Annotated in this window: 19 protein-coding genes and 1 other RNA gene; 9 read left to right on the top strand and 11 right to left on the bottom strand. The window is 30.5% G+C overall.

The genetic code is table 11. The annotated features are described in order from the left end of the window. The first annotated feature begins 59 nt into the window (after positions 1-59). The 3 genes from NL275_RS00620 to glmS all read left to right on the top strand — a co-directional run bounded on the left by NL275_RS00620 (position 60) and on the right by glmS (position 4,331). Positions 60-1,967, top strand: coding sequence for a heme lyase CcmF/NrfE family subunit (locus tag NL275_RS00620; protein ID WP_253300079.1), 1,908 nt, complete (start codon positions 60-62; stop codon positions 1,965-1,967). Positions 1,968-2,066: 99 nt separating this feature from the next. Continuing rightward, complete coding sequence (yajC, locus tag NL275_RS00615) at positions 2,067-2,480, top strand: preprotein translocase subunit YajC (RefSeq protein ID WP_253300078.1); 414 nt, start codon at positions 2,067-2,069, stop codon at positions 2,478-2,480. Between the two features lie 30 nt (positions 2,481-2,510). Further along, positions 2,511-4,331 carry a glutamine--fructose-6-phosphate transaminase (isomerizing) gene (gene glmS / locus NL275_RS00610; protein WP_253300077.1) on the top strand — a complete coding sequence of 607 codons (1,821 nt, stop codon included), beginning with the start codon at positions 2,511-2,513 and terminating at the stop codon, positions 4,329-4,331. A 7-nt stretch (positions 4,332-4,338) separates the two neighbouring features. Here glmS and NL275_RS00605 read toward each other — a convergent pair whose 3' ends face one another. After that, positions 4,339-5,844: an HlyD family type I secretion periplasmic adaptor subunit gene (locus NL275_RS00605; RefSeq protein ID WP_253300076.1), complete on the bottom strand. Its 1,506-nt coding sequence runs from the start codon at positions 5,842-5,844 to the stop codon at positions 4,339-4,341. Between the two features lie 132 nt (positions 5,845-5,976). Next, positions 5,977-6,795, bottom strand: a complete 819-nt coding sequence (locus tag NL275_RS00600) for a 3'-5' exonuclease (protein ID WP_253300075.1) — start codon at positions 6,793-6,795, stop codon at positions 5,977-5,979. Positions 6,796-7,389: 594 nt separating this feature from the next. Here NL275_RS00600 and NL275_RS00595 point away from each other — a divergent pair. Together NL275_RS00595 and NL275_RS00590 are read left to right on the top strand one after the other, a co-directional pair. After that, a complete protein-coding gene (locus NL275_RS00595) occupies positions 7,390-8,907 on the top strand; it encodes a proton-conducting transporter transmembrane domain-containing protein (protein ID WP_253300074.1) in 1,518 nt (505 codons plus the stop codon). 238 nt (positions 8,908-9,145) lie between these two features. Further along, positions 9,146-9,961, top strand: coding sequence for a hypothetical protein (locus tag NL275_RS00590; protein ID WP_253300073.1), 816 nt, complete (start codon positions 9,146-9,148; stop codon positions 9,959-9,961). Between the two features lie 4 nt (positions 9,962-9,965). Here the strand turns inward: NL275_RS00590 and NL275_RS00585 are convergent, their stop codons facing one another. Continuing rightward, positions 9,966-10,847: a zinc ABC transporter substrate-binding protein gene (locus tag NL275_RS00585; protein WP_253300072.1), complete on the bottom strand. Its 882-nt coding sequence runs from the start codon at positions 10,845-10,847 to the stop codon at positions 9,966-9,968. On the opposite strand from NL275_RS00585, the gene NL275_RS00580 reads away from it, so the two are divergent. Together NL275_RS00580 and ubiB are read left to right on the top strand one after the other, a co-directional pair. Continuing rightward, positions 10,839-11,552: a metal ABC transporter ATP-binding protein gene (locus NL275_RS00580; RefSeq protein ID WP_253300071.1), complete on the top strand. Its 714-nt coding sequence runs from the start codon at positions 10,839-10,841 to the stop codon at positions 11,550-11,552. The genes NL275_RS00585 and NL275_RS00580 overlap by 9 nt on opposite strands. Further along, on the top strand, positions 11,549-12,967 hold the full coding sequence (gene ubiB, locus NL275_RS00575; RefSeq protein WP_253300070.1) for a 2-polyprenylphenol 6-hydroxylase: 1,419 nt from the start codon (positions 11,549-11,551) through the stop codon (positions 12,965-12,967). Before NL275_RS00580 ends, ubiB begins: the two co-directional genes overlap by 4 nt. Before the next feature lie 1,368 nt (positions 12,968-14,335). On the opposite strand, the gene NL275_RS00570 is transcribed toward ubiB, so the two are convergent. From NL275_RS00570 to ffs, 5 genes are all read right to left on the bottom strand, one after another. After that, positions 14,336-15,139 (bottom strand): P44/Msp2 family outer membrane protein, encoded by an 804-nt coding sequence (locus tag NL275_RS00570; protein ID WP_253300069.1) that lies wholly within the window; start codon positions 15,137-15,139, stop codon positions 14,336-14,338. 110 nt (positions 15,140-15,249) lie between these two features. Continuing rightward, the gene (locus NL275_RS00565) at positions 15,250-15,708 is read right to left on the bottom strand and encodes a helix-turn-helix domain-containing protein (RefSeq protein WP_253300068.1); all 459 of its coding nucleotides are present in this window, start codon (positions 15,706-15,708) and stop codon (positions 15,250-15,252) included. A gap of 47 nt (positions 15,709-15,755) precedes the next feature. Further along, a complete protein-coding gene (locus tag NL275_RS00560) occupies positions 15,756-16,085 on the bottom strand; it encodes a YbaB/EbfC family nucleoid-associated protein (protein ID WP_253300067.1) in 330 nt (109 codons plus the stop codon). A gap of 3 nt (positions 16,086-16,088) precedes the next feature. After that, complete coding sequence (gene dnaX / locus NL275_RS00555; RefSeq protein WP_253300066.1) at positions 16,089-17,540, bottom strand: DNA polymerase III subunit gamma/tau; 1,452 nt, start codon at positions 17,538-17,540, stop codon at positions 16,089-16,091. 11 nt (positions 17,541-17,551) lie between these two features. Then, positions 17,552-17,651: signal recognition particle sRNA small type (ffs, locus tag NL275_RS00550), an RNA gene on the bottom strand. Between the two features lie 70 nt (positions 17,652-17,721). Between ffs and NL275_RS00545 the strand changes: the two genes are divergently transcribed. Continuing rightward, on the top strand, positions 17,722-18,375 hold the full coding sequence (locus NL275_RS00545; protein WP_253300065.1) for a glutathione S-transferase family protein: 654 nt from the start codon (positions 17,722-17,724) through the stop codon (positions 18,373-18,375). Position 18,376: 1 nt separating this feature from the next. On the opposite strand, the gene NL275_RS00540 is transcribed toward NL275_RS00545, so the two are convergent. After that, positions 18,377-19,024 carry an O-methyltransferase gene (locus NL275_RS00540; RefSeq protein ID WP_253300064.1) on the bottom strand — a complete coding sequence of 216 codons (648 nt, stop codon included), beginning with the start codon at positions 19,022-19,024 and terminating at the stop codon, positions 18,377-18,379. Positions 19,025-19,255: 231 nt separating this feature from the next. On the opposite strand from NL275_RS00540, the gene NL275_RS00535 reads away from it, so the two are divergent. Further along, positions 19,256-19,519 carry a hypothetical protein gene (locus tag NL275_RS00535; RefSeq protein ID WP_253300063.1) on the top strand — a complete coding sequence of 88 codons (264 nt, stop codon included), beginning with the start codon at positions 19,256-19,258 and terminating at the stop codon, positions 19,517-19,519. A gap of 18 nt (positions 19,520-19,537) precedes the next feature. Here the strand turns inward: NL275_RS00535 and NL275_RS00530 are convergent, their stop codons facing one another. Both NL275_RS00530 and NL275_RS00525 read right to left on the bottom strand, forming a co-directional pair. Then, on the bottom strand, positions 19,538-20,221 hold the full coding sequence (locus tag NL275_RS00530; protein ID WP_253300062.1) for a thioredoxin domain-containing protein: 684 nt from the start codon (positions 20,219-20,221) through the stop codon (positions 19,538-19,540). Between the two features lie 53 nt (positions 20,222-20,274). Then, a partial coding sequence (locus tag NL275_RS00525) for an SRPBCC family protein (RefSeq protein WP_305879833.1) occupies positions 20,275-20,592 on the bottom strand: 318 nt, incomplete at its 5' end.

Below are 20,592 nucleotides of genomic sequence, written 5' to 3'. Positions count from 1 at the left end.
AATAAACTCTTCAACTTTTAACGAGTTATCAGTAATATTTATATAAACGAACATGTATTATGTCTGATTTGGGAAATACGTTACTATTGCTAGCTTGTTTATTATCTCTGACATATCTATTTTTCCCATCTCGTTTATACAGGACGATAACTTTTTGTACATTTTCGTGTGTATCAATATCGATGGGTATTTTAATTTATTGCCATATTACAAATGATTTTTCACTTGAGAACGTATACTATCACTCACATACAACAAAACCCTTGCTTTATAAAATCTGTGGTGTTTGGGGGAATAAAGAAGGTTCTATGTTGCTTTGGGCTTTAGTACTTACTTTATATTTACTATTAATAGATATTTTCATTAGTAATGAAAATAAGCTAAAGAAAATATCACTTATTACTCAGTCATTAATTTGCTTCTGCTTTTTACTATTCATTTTATTCGAATCTAATCCATTCTCTAAAATGCCAAGCGTAGAAACAGATGGGCTAGGTTTTAATCCAATATTGCAAGATATAGGCCTTGCTATTCATCCACCGATATTATACTTAGGATACCTAGGTTTTAGTGTTACTTTCTCACTTTCAATAGCTGCATTAATTACAAAAATTGAAGGAAATACTTGGGCTAAAATTGTAAGACCATGGGTGCTTATTTCTTGGTCATTACTTACTTTAGGTGTCAGTCTTGGTAGTTGGTGGGCATACCGTGAGCTTGGTTGGGGTGGTTTCTGGTTTTGGGATCCAGTAGAAAATATTTCTTTGATGCCATGGTTGATTGCAGTAGCACTTACACACTTGCTTCTCATAGTGCGAAATTTTAATGCCTTGAGAAATTTTGCCATTTTACTTGCGCTTATAACTTTTATTCTCAGTATAGTAGGAACTTTTATAGTGCGCTCTGGAATACTATCTTCAGTACACACATTTGCAGATGATCCCAAATATGGATTATATATATCGTGTCTACTTATTGTTATTGCAGTCAGTAGCCTAGTGATCTTTATTCTATTTGCAAAAAAAAGTCATATTATACAAAAGCAAACTTTTCCTTTCTTTTCACGTTTTACGATAATACTGATAAACAATTTATTACTTATCACGGCTTTTTTTATTGTTTTTATTGGCACTTTATACCCAATATTTCTTGAATATGTAACCGGAGAATTAATTTCAGTTGGAGCGCCTTATTATAATATATTATTTAATCCTGTTGCATTAGCCATTCTAATACTTACCATAATTGGACAATATTGCCGTTGGCAGGGAAATAGTCTGTTGCCAATCTTTAGTGAATACAGGTTTTCATTCTGCAGTGCTGCAGCTATTTTACCGTTTGTTTTCCACATGGAAATAATGATTATTCTTTCAATCATTATTTCAATCGGATTGCTAGTCTTCATTTTAGAAGCATATAGTAAAAGAATTTGTTTTTTTAAGTCTTCATTTAGTGAATCTATCATGTTAGCTAAGAGAGTTACTAAGTCTTATTATGCAATGATGATTGCTCACGCTGGAGTTGGATTTTTGGTTCTTGGTATAGCGTGCTGTGTTGGATGGAAAGAAGAAAAAGAAGGATATTTAAAAGTAGGTGAAAGTATAACAATTAATAAATTCAAAATTATTTTGCATAATATTGAGTTGGTAAAAGAAAAAAATTTTCATGCAGTAAGGGGTACCATGATTATTAGAAATTTACTAAATAATAAAATGCTAGGTAAAATAACACCTGAATATAGATTCTATCTTGTAGAAGGTCAAAGAAATGTCGAGAGTAGCATTTATCATAATTTATTTTCTGATGTTTATGTAGTAATAGGTGAGATTGATAAAGATAAAAGTAGAATTGCAACTAAAGTATATTATAAACCTGCTATGTCCATAATTTGGTTAGGTTCATTTTTGATTGTCCTTGGTTCTCTTCTTGCTTCCCTTCCTTCTGTAAAAAGAAAAATAGAATGTTAAAAATATATAAAAATTGCTTAAAAAACTCCTTTTGGGTTGACATAGAACTACACTATCATTGATAATGAAGGATCATCAATTTATTATATAAGGTTAAGTATGTTTATTTCCAAAGCATATGCTACAAGTTCAGCTAATAGTGCACAGAGCATAGATTCATCTTTTATCAGTTTTATTCCGTTAATCTTAATATTCCTAGTATTTTACTTTCTTATCATTAGACCGCAGCAAAAAAGGCTAAAGGAACATAAAAAAACTATAGATCTAATAAAAAATGGAGATACCGTAGTTACCTCTGGTGGTATTATAGGCGAAGTTACGAAAGTTGATGAGACAAATGCGCAATTTGTAATTACAATAGCACCAAAAGTTGAAGTAAAAGTACTGAAATCATCTATATCTGAAGTATTGAAGAAAAAAATAGAAACTAAGTCAACTGAAAAAAGTAAGATTGAGAAAGAGAATAAAAAAGATAAGGATAAATTACAAGATGATGAAAGTAAAAACGCTTAATAATTTCATAAAACTGTTTGTGGCTCATTAGTGTGTGGAATATTTGGTGTAGTCACCAATGGTGGTTCAGTAATACAGACTTTACTAACTGGATTACAAAAGCTAGAATATAGAGGTTATGACTCTTCTGGTATAGCAATCATAAATAAGGCAGGGGAAATAGAAGTAAAAAAATCAGAAGGTAGAGTTGAGGAACTGTGTAAAATAATAAATAATTGTAGAATATCTAGCAGTACAATAGGAATAGCTCACACTCGCTGGGCTACACACGGAATTCCAAGTCTAAAAAATGCTCACCCAATTCACACAAATAAAGTTGTTGTTGCTCATAATGGAATAATTGAAAATTACCATTTACTAAAAAAAGATTTAGAAAAAAAGGGAGTATCGTTTTATACCGATACTGATACAGAAATTATACCAAATATGATAACTCTTTACCTTAATGAAGGTCTATCGCCTATCGATTCAATATTCAAATGCTTAAATAACTTATATGGTTCGTTAGCACTAGTTTTATTGTTTGCAGAACACCCAGACACCTTATTTGTTACCAAAAGAGGTCTGCCTTTAGCAATAGGTTATAATTGTAACACGATGTTTGCTGCATCTGACTCAAACACCTTAGGTTCATTTGTAGAGAAAATTTCACACTTAGAAGATGATGATATTGCAGTAGTAAAGTTCAGTGAAGTTCATATATATAACAAGGGCATTCAGGTTGAACGTAATATAGAGAGCTATAATATAAAAAATTTTCTTATTAGTAAAAATGGCTATTCTAGTTTTATGCTTAAAGAAATTTTTGACCAGCCAGTTGTTTTAAAAGAGACAATATCTCAATTTCATAAAAAATACGTAGGAATTATATCTTCAAATAAAGAATTATTTTCTCAGCTTTCTCATATTACTATAGTTGGATGCGGATCATCTTATTTTGCAGGATTAATAGCAAAATACTGGTTAGAGAGCATAGTTCAAGTAAGAGTTTGCTTGGAAATTTCGTCAGAATTTAGGTATAGCAATGTAAAATTAGGAGAAAACAATGTGGGATTGTTTATTTCGCAATCTGGTGAAACTGCAGATACCATAGAAGCATTATATTACACGAAATCACAGAAGCAGGTCGCAATTAGTATCACCAATACATTTAACAGTAGAATAGAAAAAATTTCGGACATTGTAATTCATACTTTTGCCGGCCCAGAGATTGGTGTTGCTTCAACAAAAACATTTTCCTGTCAACTTGCTGCTTTAGCATGTTTTGTAATGGAACTTGCAAAAATCAAAGGCACTCTGAAAAAAGATAATGTCAAGGAACTTAGTACTGCTATAAATTCTATCCCTAATTATGTTGAACATACTCTCTACACTAAAAAAATACAATACGTAGCAAATGATATCTTAAAATATAATAATATTATTTTAATTGGTAGAGGAGTATCATATGGAGTTGCAATGGAAGGGGCTCTAAAAATAAAAGAGCTCTCATATATTAATACAATTGGAATTGCAGCAGGAGAAATGAAGCATGGTTCAATCGCTTTAATAGATTCTACTGTACTTGTTATTGCAATTATTCCTTATGACAACCTATTTTTTAAAACATTATCCAACATACAAGAAATAGTTGCAAGAAAAGGTAAAGTAATTGCTTTCAGTGATGAACAGGGAGTACCATTTCTGACAGAAATTTGTGAAGATATAATACAATTGCCTAAGGTTAATAACTTTATCTCTCCAATCATTTATAGCATTGCTATGCAGATTATTGCTTATTTTACTGCAATAAAAAAAGGATTGAATGTTGATTTTCCAAGAAATTTAGCTAAATCAGTTACTGTTGAATAACATGCATCTATCTTTCTATAAAAGATCTATCTAGTGTTGCAATTATAGGAGTAAACAGAAAAGATAAAAGAGTACGTGACTGAGTTACTATATATACTTCTGCTGGCATGCCAGGATAAAGATAGACATTTTTAAAATTAGCAAGCTCTGATTTTGGTATTACTACACGCAGTGAATAATAGCGACCTAATCTTGGATCATCGAGAGCATCAGGAGATACACGAGTAACTATTCCGTTAATTAAACTTAAACGACGTGCACTATAAGCACTTAAACGTACTTTAACTTTTAATCCTTCTAAACCATCAACAGAAACCATATTACTGCTTTTTTTCTTTGCTGATATTATTTCTTCTATATTTTTAGTTTGAACTTTTGTATCTATTACCAAATCGTCATCAGATGGTACTACACTCATAATTGGAACACCAGACTGTATCACACCACCTTCTGTATGATATCTTATATCTGTAACTATACCATCCTGAGGAGATTTAATAATAGTGCGTTCTAATGAATCTTCAGCAACCATTAACCTCTCTTTCAAATCAGATATAGCTGTATTAGTTTCTTTTAGTTCAGCATTTGCCTTTTCTTGGTAATCATTCCTGATATTAATAATCTCTAATTCATTTTCTCCAATTTTTTGCTGCACTTGAGATATTGCAGAACGATAATGACCAACTCTACCCTCAACTTCAGCAAATTGCTTCTCTAAAGCTAAAATATGTGGCCTACCTATGTGACCACTATCAAGTAGCTGCCTTTTCATTTCTAATTCTTCGGTTATGAGATTATAGTGCTTGTTGGCTGCTTCTAACTGGAAATTTAATCCTTTTAATTCATCATCTAATTGTTTTATACGTTGCTGCAATATACCCGTTTTTCCCAATATGCTTTTTTTTTGCGAATTAAACAGCTTAATCTGATTCTTTATCACTTTATTTATAACTTCATTACTAGAAAGTTTTTTTATTTCATCAGAGAATTCAAGAATATCTAAATCCCCTCTAATTGAGATAAGCCTTGCTTCAGTTGCTAAAAACGATAGAAGTTTTTCCTTTATTATACTCAAATTTGCTTTTTCGCTAACATCACTTAGCAGCACTAAATGATCATCTTTTCTAACTGCTTGACCCTCTGTGACTAAAATTTTATTTATGATCCCTCCTCCTAGATGCTGAACTATTTTTCTATTTGAAGAAACAATAACTTCTCCACTTGCATGCACTGCACCATCAATCGGAGCTACTATAGACCAAATACCTCCTATTCCAAAAAAGACAAGAATTACCATCAATCCGAAAAACATAGGTCCCCAAGTGATTCGAAGAACTTCATTCACATTATTACTTTCACGCTTTAAAATGAAACTTATTATTGAATCAATTAATGCAAATGTTTTATCTAGAAATTTTTTAGATTTCTTTTTTGTTTTTTTTTCTTGCGTATTCATATTATCCTTATAGTTAAAAATATTTGTTAGAGAAAATACAGCTTTTGACTTACTCATTATAGTCTTACCTTAACTCAAATTAGCGTAGAATAACACGCATCAAAAAACAATCTATGACCTAATTGATTTTATCAAAGTTATATAACACTGAAATAAACTATTTGGTAATTATTTTGTAATCACTGGGAACTAAAGAGTAAAGTTTCCATTACAAGATATTTCCCATTCTTTTTTGAATTTTTGCAAATGCTGTTTTTTTGCACATTCAGCCAGCAATTCTTCAATGCTTTTATTATAGCTTTCGTTAGTAATTCTACCTTGGTGATGCATAAATCTTAAATAAATAAGATAAGTATTGATTACATCTGTTTCACAGTAATCTCTAATTTCCTGTGTTTTTCCGTTATCATAAAACCCCATCACTTTTGACCCATCAATGCCAATTTTACCAGGGAGATTGAATGCCGCACAGACTTCATTCATTTTTATTCTTGCAGAAGCACCAAAATCAGAAAGTAATTCAAGTAAATCGCAGTGCCAATCACTACTATACCTTTGATTATAGCTATTCCATTTATCTCCAGCTTTGTGAAAATACTCTGCTGGAATACCATGTACCATAGCTCGGTATTTAAGTACAGGAATATCAAATGTGCGTCCGTTAAACGAAACTAACCTAGGTTTTTTTTCTGCTATGTAATTAAAAAATCCTTTTACCAATTCTTTTTCACTAGAATCTATTGTTCCTCCAGATCTTATTTCTTGTAATGTAAAAACTTCATAACCATTTTTATAGCTTATATTAGAAAGTAAAAAACTGATTACTACAACTTGGTGAAAGGGCTGACGTAAAAATTCGTTTTGGCCATTTGTAATCTCAAGATGATACTTTTTTAACGCATCTCTCTTCTCTTCAATGCTACTTTCATCACTAGTATTCAGTAAATTTCTACAAGAACCTACATCTGGTATAGTTTCAATATCAAAAACCAGTAAAGAACTCAACATATTCTTATATTATAGATGTAGCTACAAGGTTCAAGCTTTTATTTTTACTTGATCAATTAGATGGCTTGTCTCTTGATATGGAGAACTATACACGATAGTGATTTATAGTTTACTAATATATACCTTAATAAAGAAGCTTAGAGCGCTATCACAATCTTGAATGCTTACGCTATGAACAAATTTTAGACAAGGATGAATGATTTTGTTCTTTTATATTGTTTCCAGCTTTGAACTCCTTTTTTAACTAATAGGTATTGACTATTTCTATTGGTTGTTTTGCCAACAATTTCTCTTACTTTTTTTAACATAAAACATTTACTTGCAGTCATTTTTTTATTTATTACCTTCAAGCATATCGAGTAAGTCTTTGACATATAGTGCCAGATTTTCACCACATACTCTATATACCACAACTTGATCAAGAAAAACTTGCTATATTTATAAAATTTTATTGTCTTGAGCTTACTTGTTGTAAAAAATAAATAAATAAACTTTTCAAAACTTTAGAGATTAATAAATTGTATATCAGTTCGAAAAAGTATAGCAGTTTTTTGTGATTACAATATAATTCAGCTCTATATAGAAGCAAAAAAGATGAACTACTTTCAAGAGCTAATTAACTATAGTTTAGCCTTTCTTTTTTTTCCATTTTGCATTACTGAAAACTATTTACTAATTACTGGATTAATTCCATTTTTAAGTGCAATAGCTATTTTTTTGACTAGAAGATCAACACAAATTAGCAATAAAATCACGGTAGCATCTTCAATATTCTTGTTAATATACACTTGCATATGTGCTGTTCATTGGCTTTATGGCATTGATTCCCAATTTATTTTAATAAATTTTGGTAATAATTTACATATTAGCTTAAAGTTAGAACCAATAGGAATAATATTTAGCTTGTTAATCTCATTCCTATGGTTATTAACTAGCATATACGCAATATGTTACATGGAAAATAGCTATTTCAGAGGTAAGTATTCTAGCTTTTTGTGTTTTCTCTCGATATCAATAAGCTCTGCAATGTTCATAGCTTTTTCTGGTGATTTGCTTACTACATTTGTTTTTTATGAACTTCTTACCATCAGTACATATCCCTTAGTGACGTATAACTCAACGAATGAATCAGTGATTGCCGGACGTTATTACCTTGGAGTGTTATTTTTTTCTTCCTTAGTGCTATTTTTTCCTGCAATAGGGCTATTATATAATAAATTTCATACAGTAGACTTTGTTGCTGATGGAATATTTAAACCTGATCACTCATTAACTACTTTCGCATCAGTCTGTTTTGCTATGCTGATTTATGGAATAGGAAAGACTGCATTAATGCCTATGCACTTTTGGTTACCTAAAGCTATGGTTGCACCAACTCCAGTAAGCGCATTATTACATGCTGTAGCTGTTGTAAAATCTGGAGTCTTTATACTTATAAAAGTAATATTGTACATTTTTGGCGTCGATAATTTAAGGTACTTTGTACAACAAAATTGGTTTGCTGGAGGATGGCTTACTTATGTTGCTGGATTCACTATTATCGCTGCTTCATTAGTTGCACTTAAGCAAAAAGAGTTAAAAAAATTGCTTGCTTATTCTACTATTTCACAGCTTTCCTACATAATATTATTTGCTTCTATATTTAGTAAAATTGGCATTGAAGCTGCAATTTTTCAATTGGTCTGCCATGCATTTGCAAAAATCACTCTATTTTTTGTTGCAGGTAGCATAATAATAAAAACAGGAGAAAAATATATAGATAGAATGCACGGCATAGGGCGGAGTATGCCTATTGCTATGACAGCATTTACTGTAGGTGTATTGTCAATGATAGGAGTGCCTCCTGCTCCAACTTTTTGGAGTAAATTACTTATTCTTCAAGCTATTTTTCAATCTGGTGATAAAATGCTTTCTACATTTGTAACTTTAGTACTGATTATTAGTACTCTACTAAACGCATTATATTTTTTACCTATAGTTTATAATGCTTTTTTTTCTAAATGTTCTCAGAATTTTTTCATAAAAAAAACTCCTGTTTTTTTGGTTTTACCGGCAGTTATTACAGCTATTTGTACTTTGATTATCTTTTTTAGCTATTTGTTTATAGCTTGAATTTTGCTAAAGAATAAAACATGATGACATTTAAATAAGAAAGATATAATTACTCTACAAAATAAAATTATTACTACAGTTATTTTCACTCTTATATAGAAGTTGTATGATCTATACAGAATGAAAACTGCTTTTCAATTGTTTCTGTTTTGTATTAATATAGCATTAAAAAAATTAATACTTTTATTCAGGTTTTTATTTAGTAAAATAATGAATATTAGTTTAATTAGTGATTTCTATGCTAAAAACTACATTTTCAAAGAAACACAGTGAACGTACTGGGTTTTCAAAAGAAATTAAGCGCCTAAATAATCATAACATCAGAAGAATTATCTGTATATCAACCAGTCTAACAGCTCTGCTATGTAGAATTTCATTACAATTTTGCTGTGATTTTATTGATAAAAACGAATCTACTATTTTCTCTATATGGAATACTGCTACTGTTATAAAACTTCCCATGCAAATCTTATCAATTTGCAATACTATGTGTGTTCTGCAAAGTTTGATTGAAGAACAAAAAAATCTTGAAGAAGTAGTAAAAATTATTGGTAAATCAGCTTTTTTGGTGAGCGATATTATCTCAATATTAAATAAATTAAAAATCATTCATTTCTTTTTTGAGAATAATGGAATTTCCCATATTAATTTTGCATCAACGTTTTTATTTTTGTTCGTATCAGAGCCTATAAGCTACTACTATTCATATAAAAAATATCAAGAAAGCAAGAATCGTGAAAGTAAAAATACAGATGAGTATATTAAATGTAGAAAATCATTCATTATCAATAATGTAGTTCTTGCACTAGGTTTATTGAACTTTTTATTTAAGAGAATAGACATTTCAACTATCCCTATAGAGTTGGGAAGTGGTATAGTTTATAATTTTAATGTAAGTGTAACAATTAGCATGATCTATACTGCTATATTTGTAATACTTAGTGTTGATAGACTACTTAATCAGACAAATATTAGTGAACCTTCTTCTGATGTACACGACAACAATATAAATGGCATTCAAGCTAATGGAACATACGTGGACGTTACACAATGAATATTTAGTCACCAAAACAAGACTTAAAATTTTTTGCGATCTTACTAATTAGAACTAAATATGCATTTTGTCCGAGTTCTGTATTTGATCCAATAGGGTCAAGCATTTTCATCTTTGTATCTTTGGAAAAATTTTTAGGATTTATACTATCTTCTTGTGAGTGTGAGATGATGCATTTAATGTTTTCTTTTTTCATTATTTTTTTTAATTTCATTAAGCTTTTCATTCCTAGGTATGAATCTTCTTCTATAGAAAGAATAATACTTGGGCTTCTCAAGCCAAAATATTTTTCAAAATATTGATAAGCATCATGCGTGACGATATATTTTTTATTTTTAAAATCATCGAGCTCTTGAGCAATTTTTTTTACTCCTTGATCTATTTCATTTATTGCTTTTATTGCATTATGATTGTATCTGTGGGAGTTTTCATTATCTATTTTTGACAATGTTTCGCTTATAAAAAGTATCATAAGCTTTGCATTTTCAGGACTAAGCCAAATGTGCAAGTCTTTTTCACTGTGAGTATGTGTATTTCTTTTTGAAAACGAGTGTGGACGAGTAGAAAGTAAGGGTATTGTGCTTGATAAATTTACTAATTTTTTATTTTTTTTAGCAAAAGTTTGTATAAATGTTTCCAATTCATCATTCACATAAAATATAATATTACTTGATTCTAACTTAATGATGTCCGATGGTTTTAAGGAATAATCATGAACTGAGTGTGAATTATAGCTTAACAAAGATGCCGGTTCTAAAATTCCGTCTGTTACAGATAAAACAAGGGAATGTATAGGTTTTATTGTAGCCAGAACTTTTAAAGTAGATGAAAAGGCACTATTATAGTATAGTGTCAATAAAGAGAAAAAAATTATTAAATGTTGCATGAGAGCCTCGTAGAAAAATCAAGTGATGATGTTCTAAAAATAGAAAATCTTAATTTAAAATATAATAATAAAAAAATTCTTGATGACATTAATATATCAGTAAAAAGAGGCAACGTCATCACAATACTTGGTCCGAATGGAGGAGGCAAAACTTCATTAGTAAAAGCAATCACTGGCATAAATAAAAATTATACAGGAAACATTATATTTGCTGAAAACATCAAAATTAGTTACATGCCGCAAAATTTTAGTATTAATAATTTAATGCCAATAACAGTTGAATACTTTCTCTTACATAGTTTCTTAAAAAGAATAAAAAAAAATGCACCAATTGTAGAAGAAGTAGTAGAATTAGTGGGTCTAAATAAGCTTTTAAACCACCAAGTGTTTGAAATTTCTGCAGGACAAATGCAGCTTTTATTACTTGCCCGTTGTTTGATTGCGCAACCTGACTTAATTATTCTAGATGAACCAGTGAGTGCAATGGATATAAATGCACGCGTGAAATTCTATGAAATCATTTGTGAAATAAAGAAAAAAAAATCAGTGTCAGTTTTTATGACATCGCATGACCTTAACTCTGTTGTTTCATTTTCAAATTATATTATATGTATAAACAACTGTATTTACTGTCAAGGCAAGCCTGAAGAAATTATAGAAGATAAAGGTATAACCGAAATATTTAGTAGTTACAGAAAAAAATGATTTCAAGTGTTCTGCGTCTTCTACATATAACTACAATTTTGCTACGCTATAACATTTTACCTTACCTGCTTCCGTTATCAAATAAATCAATAAATAAAATAAAAGGGCAAAAATTAAGGTGTGCTCTTGAAAAATTAGGCCCAGTGTTCATTAAATTTGGCCAATCAATAGCATCACGTACTGACATATTAAATGAAGATATAACAAATAATTTATTATTACTCTGTGATAGGCTTCCACATTTTTCGCATAAAATAGCTATTGACACTATAGAAAGTGAATTCAATTGTAAACTTAGTGAAATTTTTTCAAGCTTTAATGAAGTACCAATTGCAGCAGCATCAATTTCTCAAGTACATAAAGCAATTACAAAAGAAGGCAAAGAGGTAGCTGTAAAAATTTTGAGGCCAAATATCGCAAAAAAGTTTTCAAAAGATATAAAAATGCTTTTCTGGCTTGCAGAAATGGCAGAAAAGTTTAGCGAGCAATCAAAAAGATTAAAGCCTATAGAATTAGTTAAAACTTTTGCTGAAATTTGCCAATTAGAACTTGATCTGCGCTTTGAAGCAGCTCACTATTCAGAATTAAGAGAAAATACAAAAAATGATAAAGGTTTTTATGTGCCTAAAGTAGATTGGAATAGAACAACTAAAAAGGTTTTAACTCTTGAATGGATAGAGGCAACACCAATATATGAAATTAAGGCACCGCAAAAACAGATAGCTATTAATCTTATAGAATCGTTTTGCAATCAGGTATATAGAGATTGTTTTTTTCATGCTGATATGCATTCTGGAAATTTAATGATAGATAGCGATAACAACATTATCGCTTTAGATTGTGGAATTATGGGGCGAATAGATCGTGAAACATGTTATTATGTCATAGAAATACTCAGAGGCTTTCTAACGCGAAATTATGATTATGTTGCAAAAATGCACTTCAAAGCAGGTTATGTTTCGTGGCAATATAAAAATTTTGTTACCGCTTGCAGAGCAATAGGCGAACCTATTATTGGTCAACCTGTACAGAGAATTTCTATTGCTAATTTACTTTCTCAACTGTTTAAAATAACCAGTGAATTTAATATGCAAGTTCAGACGCAATTATTATTGCTACAAAAAACTATGGTTTTACTTGAGGGAACATGTCGAAAAATTTATCCAGAAGTTAATATGTGGAAAGTAGTTGAAGCATGGATGAAAAATCAACCGACCAATAAAATAGGATGTAGAGAAAAAATAAAAAGCTCTTACCCTGCACAAACATTACAAGGGCTGTTTGAACTTGTGGGAAAATTAAATGCAATTGCTGACCATAATCTGAAACATATTCAAATCAATAAAAAACCATATGGGAAAATTATACTTTGGTGCATTATTATAGTATTGATTATTAAGCTCTCAGTGTTTTAAAATACAAATTTGAAACTTTATCATCAGAATTATTTAAAAACTTCGTACCATACTTGTTAAAAACTTTGTCATCAGAATTATTTAAAAACTTCGTATCAGACTTGTTAAAAACTCCGTCATCGGACTCGTTAAAAAACTCCGTCATCCCAGTGCTCCGACACTGGGATCCAGAAGTGTAGATTCCAGTGTCACGCACTGGAATGACAAATGTTACGTACTGGAGTAACAAATATTATACATTGGAGTTGCAAGTGTAACGTTGGAGTGACAAAGAATGTATAGTGTTGAAATGACAATGTGATTTTGTTATTTAAAACTCTGTCATCAGAATTATTTAAAAACTTCGTATCAGACTTGTTAAAAATTCCGTCATCGGACTTGTTAAAAAATTCCGTCATCGGACTTGTTAAAAACTTTGTCATCGGACTTGTTAAAAATTCCGTCATCGGACTTGTTAAAAAACTCTGTCATCAGAATTATTTAAAAACTCCGTCATCCCAGTGCTCCGACACTGGGATCCAGAAGTGTAGATTCCAGTGTCACGCACTGGAATGACAAATGTTACGTACTGGAGTAACAAATGTTATACATTGGAGTGACAAATGTTATGCACTGGAATGACAAATGTTACGTACTGGAGTAACAAATGTTATACATTGGAGTGACAAATGTTACGTACTGGAGTAACAAATATTATACATTGGAGTTGCAAGTGTAACGTTGGAGTGACAAAGAATGTATAGTGTTGAAATGACAATGTGATTTTGTTATTTAAAACTCTGTCATCGGACTTGTTAAAAAACTCTGTCATCCCAGTGCTCCGACACTGGGATCCAGAAGTGTAGATTCCAGTGTCACGCACTGGAATGACAAATATTATACATTGGAGTGACAAATGTTACGTACTGGAGTGACAAATGTTACGTACTGGAATGACAAATATGACGTACTGGAATGACAAATATGACGTACTGGAATGACAAATATGACGTACTGGAATGACAAATGTTACGTACTGGAATGACAAATATTATACATTGGAGTGACAAATGTTACGTACTGGAGTGACAAATGTTACGTACTGGAATGACAAATATGACGTACTGGAATGACAAATATGACGTACTGGAATGACAAATGTTATGCACTGGAGTGGCAAGTGTAACGTTGGAATGACAAATGTTATGCACTGGAATGACAAATATTATACATTGGAGTGACAAATGTTATGCACTGGAATGACAAGTGTAACGTTGGAATGACAAATGTTATACATTGGAGTGACAAATGTTATACACTAAAATATAGAGAAAGACGATTGTTAAAGAGAAAAAGGCTAATCAAAAGATTAGCCTTTAATTAAGGAAATTAGAAATGAAACGTTAATCCCGCTTCAACACCGTGTTGACCAAGTACACCATCTTGAGTTAGAGTTAGCTTCTCTTTAGTATCTTTTGCACGATCAGTGCCATCCGCTGTTTTTACTAATTCTACATCTTTAAATTCACTACCGTATACGCCAAAGTAACGATATCCAGCGTATAGTTTAATTTCTGGAGTTACAGCATAACTTACACCAGCTTTTGCTTGATAAGCTGGTTTGTAATGAGATGCCCCAATGAAATTAGTCATTGAAAGACCTGCACCAATACCAATATAAGGAGATACAGGAATATCTTCCATACCAAGGTCAACATCATAGTATGCATTAATCATTGCTGCTATGTGAGTAAATCCTTCATTTGTACCTCTCACCTCATCTTTTACTGTTTCTTTCGCAGCCATAACGGTACCAAAAACTTTTTCATCTCCAGATGTTGTGTAACCGGTATTATCAACATCCAGCTTAGAATACAAGCCTTCTAATTCAACTCTAATACCTTCCATGGTGTAACCAGCTGCAACACCACCACCGATGAAAGATTTTCCATAGTTAGGCTTATAATTACTTTCCACTTCATTACCATCTTTTTTTAAGCTAAGAAGTGAAGAAGTACCAAATTTAAGTTCTTGGCCACTCATCATGTTGAAAAGGTCGGCATTGTAGTGCCCACTAACGTAATAGCTAGTCTCTTCATCTTCCATTGCATCGATAGGATCTGAAAAAGCAGAGTTAGATAAACTTAGCAACGTCACTAAAGCTGTTGCCGATAAAAATTTTTTATATTTCATAATTTGCCCTCGTTTTATAAGAAACTGAAATTCATTCTTGAATTCTAAACTAACGTGAAGCTAAGTCAAGCGAATTTACAATTCAATGAAAGAAAACATTGAGATTTACACTAATCTTGAGAAGAAGATAAAGACTTTATTAATAAATAAACCGCATCACGTGACTTTTTATTCTCAATTTTTTTGTATTCTCTCACGAGACCTAGTATCTCCTTGTCACCTACGTCATCAAAAATATAACTAAAACTTTCATTATTTTCATGTAAATTTGTTGATTTTGTAGAGTCAACAGTATCAGAAATAAATTCTTGTACAGTAACTGAAAGAGCTTCTGCCAAGTCATATAATCTACTAACTAACACACGATTTTTACCAGTTTCATATTTTTGTATTTGCTGAAATGTAACCCCTACTTTTTTTCCTAATTGGGATTGTGTTAAACCATTTGTTAATCTCAAATACCGTATTTTTTTTCCTAGCTTTGTATCAATATTAGTCATTTCCTTTTTCTCAATAACATTTATTTCGTTTATACAAGAACCTTTTTTGTGTAAGCTGTTAATTGTCATTTTAACCCCTTTGACTATATATAATTTTAGAAAACCTCATAAAAAATCTAGAAAGGTAATTTAAAACCAGGAGGTATATTCATCATTCCAGCAATGTCAGAGGAAGCATTTGCCATTTCTTCTTCCGCTTTTTTTATAGCATCATTAAACGCTGCCACCAACATATCCTCTAGTATGTCTTTTTCTTCATTTTTCAATGATTCATCGATATTTACTTTTTTAACCGTGTAACTACCTATCTTACGAACAACTGCCGTTACTGAAACTTTTGCTCCTCCAGAAATACCTTGAAACTCTTTACCAATATATTTCTTCTGTGCTTCCTCAAGTTTTTTTTGCATTTCTTGAGCCTGTTTCATTATCTGATTAAAGTCCACAATCTACTCCTTATTCTTTACATTAATCACTTTTGAACCTTTAAAAACGTTGAGTATATTCGTAACTTCAGGCAATTGATCGCAGTTGCTATTAACATCACATGTATCAATCACAATATGCCATTTATGCATAGTGAATTGATTTAAGTAATTTTTTAAACTATCACAAAAACCATCATCTAATTTAGATATAGCTCTCATTTTTAGATATCCAGGCCTATAATCTATCAATTGTAAATTGTTACACAGTTGCTTGTAAAGATAAATATTATTACTTTGCTTTAATAATTCTAAAATTTTATGAAAATTTAGCTGCTTATCATCATTGTAATGTTTTTGTTGTGGATCCTTTAAAAGAACTTTTTTTACTAATTGCTCTGGAGAAGGCAAATCAGAAAGATAGCATAAACTAATTAAAGTCATCTCAATAGATACATCACTACATGTTGAAGCTTTTATATCTTCAATACTTTTTAACAAAACTTTCCATAGTCTTGAAAAAAATGTCACAGATTTCTTTCCACTCAGTTCTTTTATTTTACTTGCTTCATATTCTGTAATTACTTCATCAATTTCTTTTGTAACAGCAAAACGACATATCAATTGAATTGTGTGAAGCAATTCTTCAAAAATATTAAGTGACTTTGCTGTCTTATCAAAAATCATCCAAGCTTTATTTAAATTTCCATTCAATATCTCATTCAATAGATCAAATATTATATCTTGACCAGCTAAACCTAGTACATTTCTAACATCCGAAGTGTGTGTTGTATTATTTTTAGCATATAAAACTGCTTGATTTAATAAAAACAAAGCATTGCGCATCGAATTTCCTGAATGTTGTGCTATAAGTTCTATAGCTCCTTTTTCAACAGAATAGCCTTCTTGTTGCACAACACTTCTTAACCTATCAACTATTTTAACTGTAGGTATATTATTCAAAATAAATCTTTGACAACGTGCAATTATGGTTAGTGGTATTTTTTTTATTTCTGTGGTTGCTAAAATAAATTTTACTCTTGGTGGCGGTTCTTCTAGTGTTTTTAGTAATGCATTAAATGCACTATTAGATAACATATGAACTTCATCTATGATATAGACCTTAAATTTAGAATTTATTGGCAAGTAACAAATATCTCCTAAAATGAGCTTAATATCATCAATACCAGTGTGGCTTGCTGCATCAATTTCGATAACATCTGGATGCCTAGAATTCTTTATCGCTATGCAGCTTTCACACAACCCACAAGGCTCAAAAGTTGGCCCTAAAGAGCAATTTAAACATAGGGCTATAATTCTTGCAGTTGTGGTTTTCCCGACTCCGCTACTACCGCAGAGTAGTATGGATTGTGGAATTTTGCCAAGAATAAATGCATTTTCCAATATACGTACTAATGTCTCTTGACCTATCAAATCTTTAAAAGTGCTAGGACGATACTTTAGTGCTATATTCATAGCTTGTTATAAAACGATAAAGTAGGTATGCAACCCAAAAAGATTATGATGTGGCTGCTTCATTTCTGATCTGACCAAGTTACAGAGTTTTTGCCTGCATACCTTACAATAAGGTTATACTTTTTTTTTTATTTAGCAAGTCTTACATGTTATAGTCTTCTAGTTATAGAAGATAACAGTAATGATATTATATCACTTTCCTCTCTGCCCATTTTCAAGAAAAGTTAGAATTCATTTAAAAGAAAAAAAGCTAAATTTTAGTTTAATATATGAAAATCCTTGGGACAAACGGGATGAATTTATGAAACTTAATCATGTAGGGCAAGTACCAGTTTTAGTAGATAAACATTTTATTATAACAGATAGTAATGCTATTTGTGAATATTTAGAAGAAACATATAATAACGCTACTAGATTATTTAGTTCATCTACAATCGTAAGATATAGAGTGCGCTCTTTAATCAATTGGTTTGATAATAAATTTTATAACGAGGTGACTAAATACATTATTAATGAAAAAGTAATTCTTGGTCATAACCCTGATTCTAGATTTCTTCATGCAGCTCAGCATAATTTAACTTACCACATAGAATATATTGAATATTTAATTAATAAGAATGTTTGGCTTGCAACCGATAAAATTACTTTAGCTGATATAGCTTTAGCATCACACATTTCTGTAATAGATTATCTGAGCGCCTTTCCGTGGGAAAAAAGTAAAATCATAAAGCAGTGGTATTCTATTGTTAAATCTATGCCTTGTTTCAGAGATATATTGTTTGACAAAGTTTTGGGATTAACCCCTCCTCAGCACTATACTGAACTTGATTTCTAATCTACGTAAGTTTTAAAGCAACAGTCATTCCTTCTTCAGTTGGTATTAGTATTGAATAATACTTCTCTTCATTTGATAATCTATTATTAAATTCTCTCATAGAATCCCATGATTGTTTTGATATCTCTTTGGTTGCTGATTCCATAAAGACTGTATTAAACAACAAAGTATTATCTGCAATAATTAAACCATTTTTTCTTATATGTAACTCTGCCCAGTCTAAATATTTAGAATAGTTACCTTTATCAGCATCAATGAAAATCATATCGAATGGTTTTTTTATTGATAATTCCTCAAGTTTTTCTATTGCATTACCCTCTATTAAAGTAATTTGGTTGTCTAAACCAAAAGCTCTAAAATTTTCTTTTGCTATTCTAAAATGTTCAGGATTAGTCTCTATTGTATAGACATGACCGCGTTCTGGCAAAGCTTGTGCCATACAAATTGATGAGTAACCATACAACGTTCCAATTTCCACTATATTCTTGACTTTATGAATTTTTATAAATAAGCCTAATAGTTTTCCTTCTTCAGGACTGATTTGAATATATTGCTTATTTCCCAAAAAAAACTGCTCTTGTATTTTTTTATATTCTTTTGCAAATAAATTTCTTATATAATTTAATTTAATACTAGAATTATTACGCATATTATGTAATAGAAGTTAAATGTAAAATATGTAGCTAATATAATAACAGATTTTTTAATAATAATATTAGTCAACTTTAAGTTGTTAGTTTGCAATGCAAAATTTTAAAAAATAAAAGTTATTATATACCGCACTTTAATTGACAGTTACTAGTCGATTGTTATATAATGACTGCCGGGGGGTTGTATATGTACACTTCTCTTCTTTGGTACTTATTTGGAGGATGGGTATATGAGTTACATCACTGGTGAAGCTGAAATATTAGATAATAAAAAATATAATAATAAGAATGAAGATTATTTAATATTGAAGGAGCCATCTTATCGTGAACAATTTTTACAATATTTATATGAAGCTCAAAAAAAAGGTATGGATCTAGTGTTTTTAGATGAAAGGCTAATAATGATAGAAACCAAATTTTCCATGTATCAATATACTTGGAATAAAAAGAGAAGAATATTTGAGAGAACAAAACCAGGAAAAGATAATAATTAAAAAAAAGCTACAGAATGTTCACCTATCTGTAGCTTTCTTATGTAGTTCATCTATTATTTCAGAAAAATATTTGAATTTTTTGTATCCTTCATGCTTGTATTCACTAACTCTTAGATATAATTTATCATCGTTAGGTTTAATGAAAAATGCTGGACTTCCAGAAACGCCAAGTTTATTAATTGCTAGCGACTTATCAAAAATAATCCTATCTATTATTGGGTTATTTTTGGTAGAAGTGCATTGATAGTATAATTCTTCTTTTATGTTACTGATTAAAGCAACAGACTTTAATACACCACAGTCATCTAGATTTGAATAGTTCCATGAATCTATTAAATCAAATACAGCGTTATTAAAATTAAAAAAATCCTCTTGTTTTGGATAACAGTAGCTCAACATTACTGATTTGAGAGCACAATGATCAAAAGGAAAATGTCTAAATATATATAGAACTTTGCCCGTATCTATGTATTTTTGCTTTATTTCAGGAAAAACATTTTTATGAAAAAGAGAACAGTAATAACAAGTTAATGAAGCATACTCTATCATTAAAACTGGAGCTTTTATATCACCTAAAAATTTATCAGTAGGTAATAAAGATAGTAATTCTTCTTGTGTAATTTCATTGCTTTTAGCCTGATTAACATTCGCATATGAGTTTATACTAATAAAAAACAATAAAAGTAAAACACGGAAAATCATAATGTATAAATATTTTTTGAATTGATAAGATTATGTGTGAGATCAGTATTAAGTCAAGATGACTTTTTCTCGTGACACACTTGAACTCGATTTTTAAATGCAGCTATTATTTTACTTTGTGTATACATATATACTGAATTTAACAATATTGAAAGTGCATCAGACTTAAACTTAAATTCTATGTAAAATTTAACCACAATTTTATTTTCGCTTATGGGGATAAACTGCCATTGGTTATATAAATGTTTGAATATTCCGTTTGATGATTTTACTACAATTAACCCTGTGCTTGTTTTATCAGGAGGTGTAGCTGTTACCTCTGATGTATATTGTCCTTTAATTCCATGAAAAACTCCTAATAAATCAACTAT

This window comes from Wolbachia endosymbiont of Chironomus riparius (assembly GCF_918315375.1).
The sequence above is the reverse complement of the archived record's forward strand: the minus strand, read 5'-3'. Positions and strand labels throughout refer to the sequence as shown.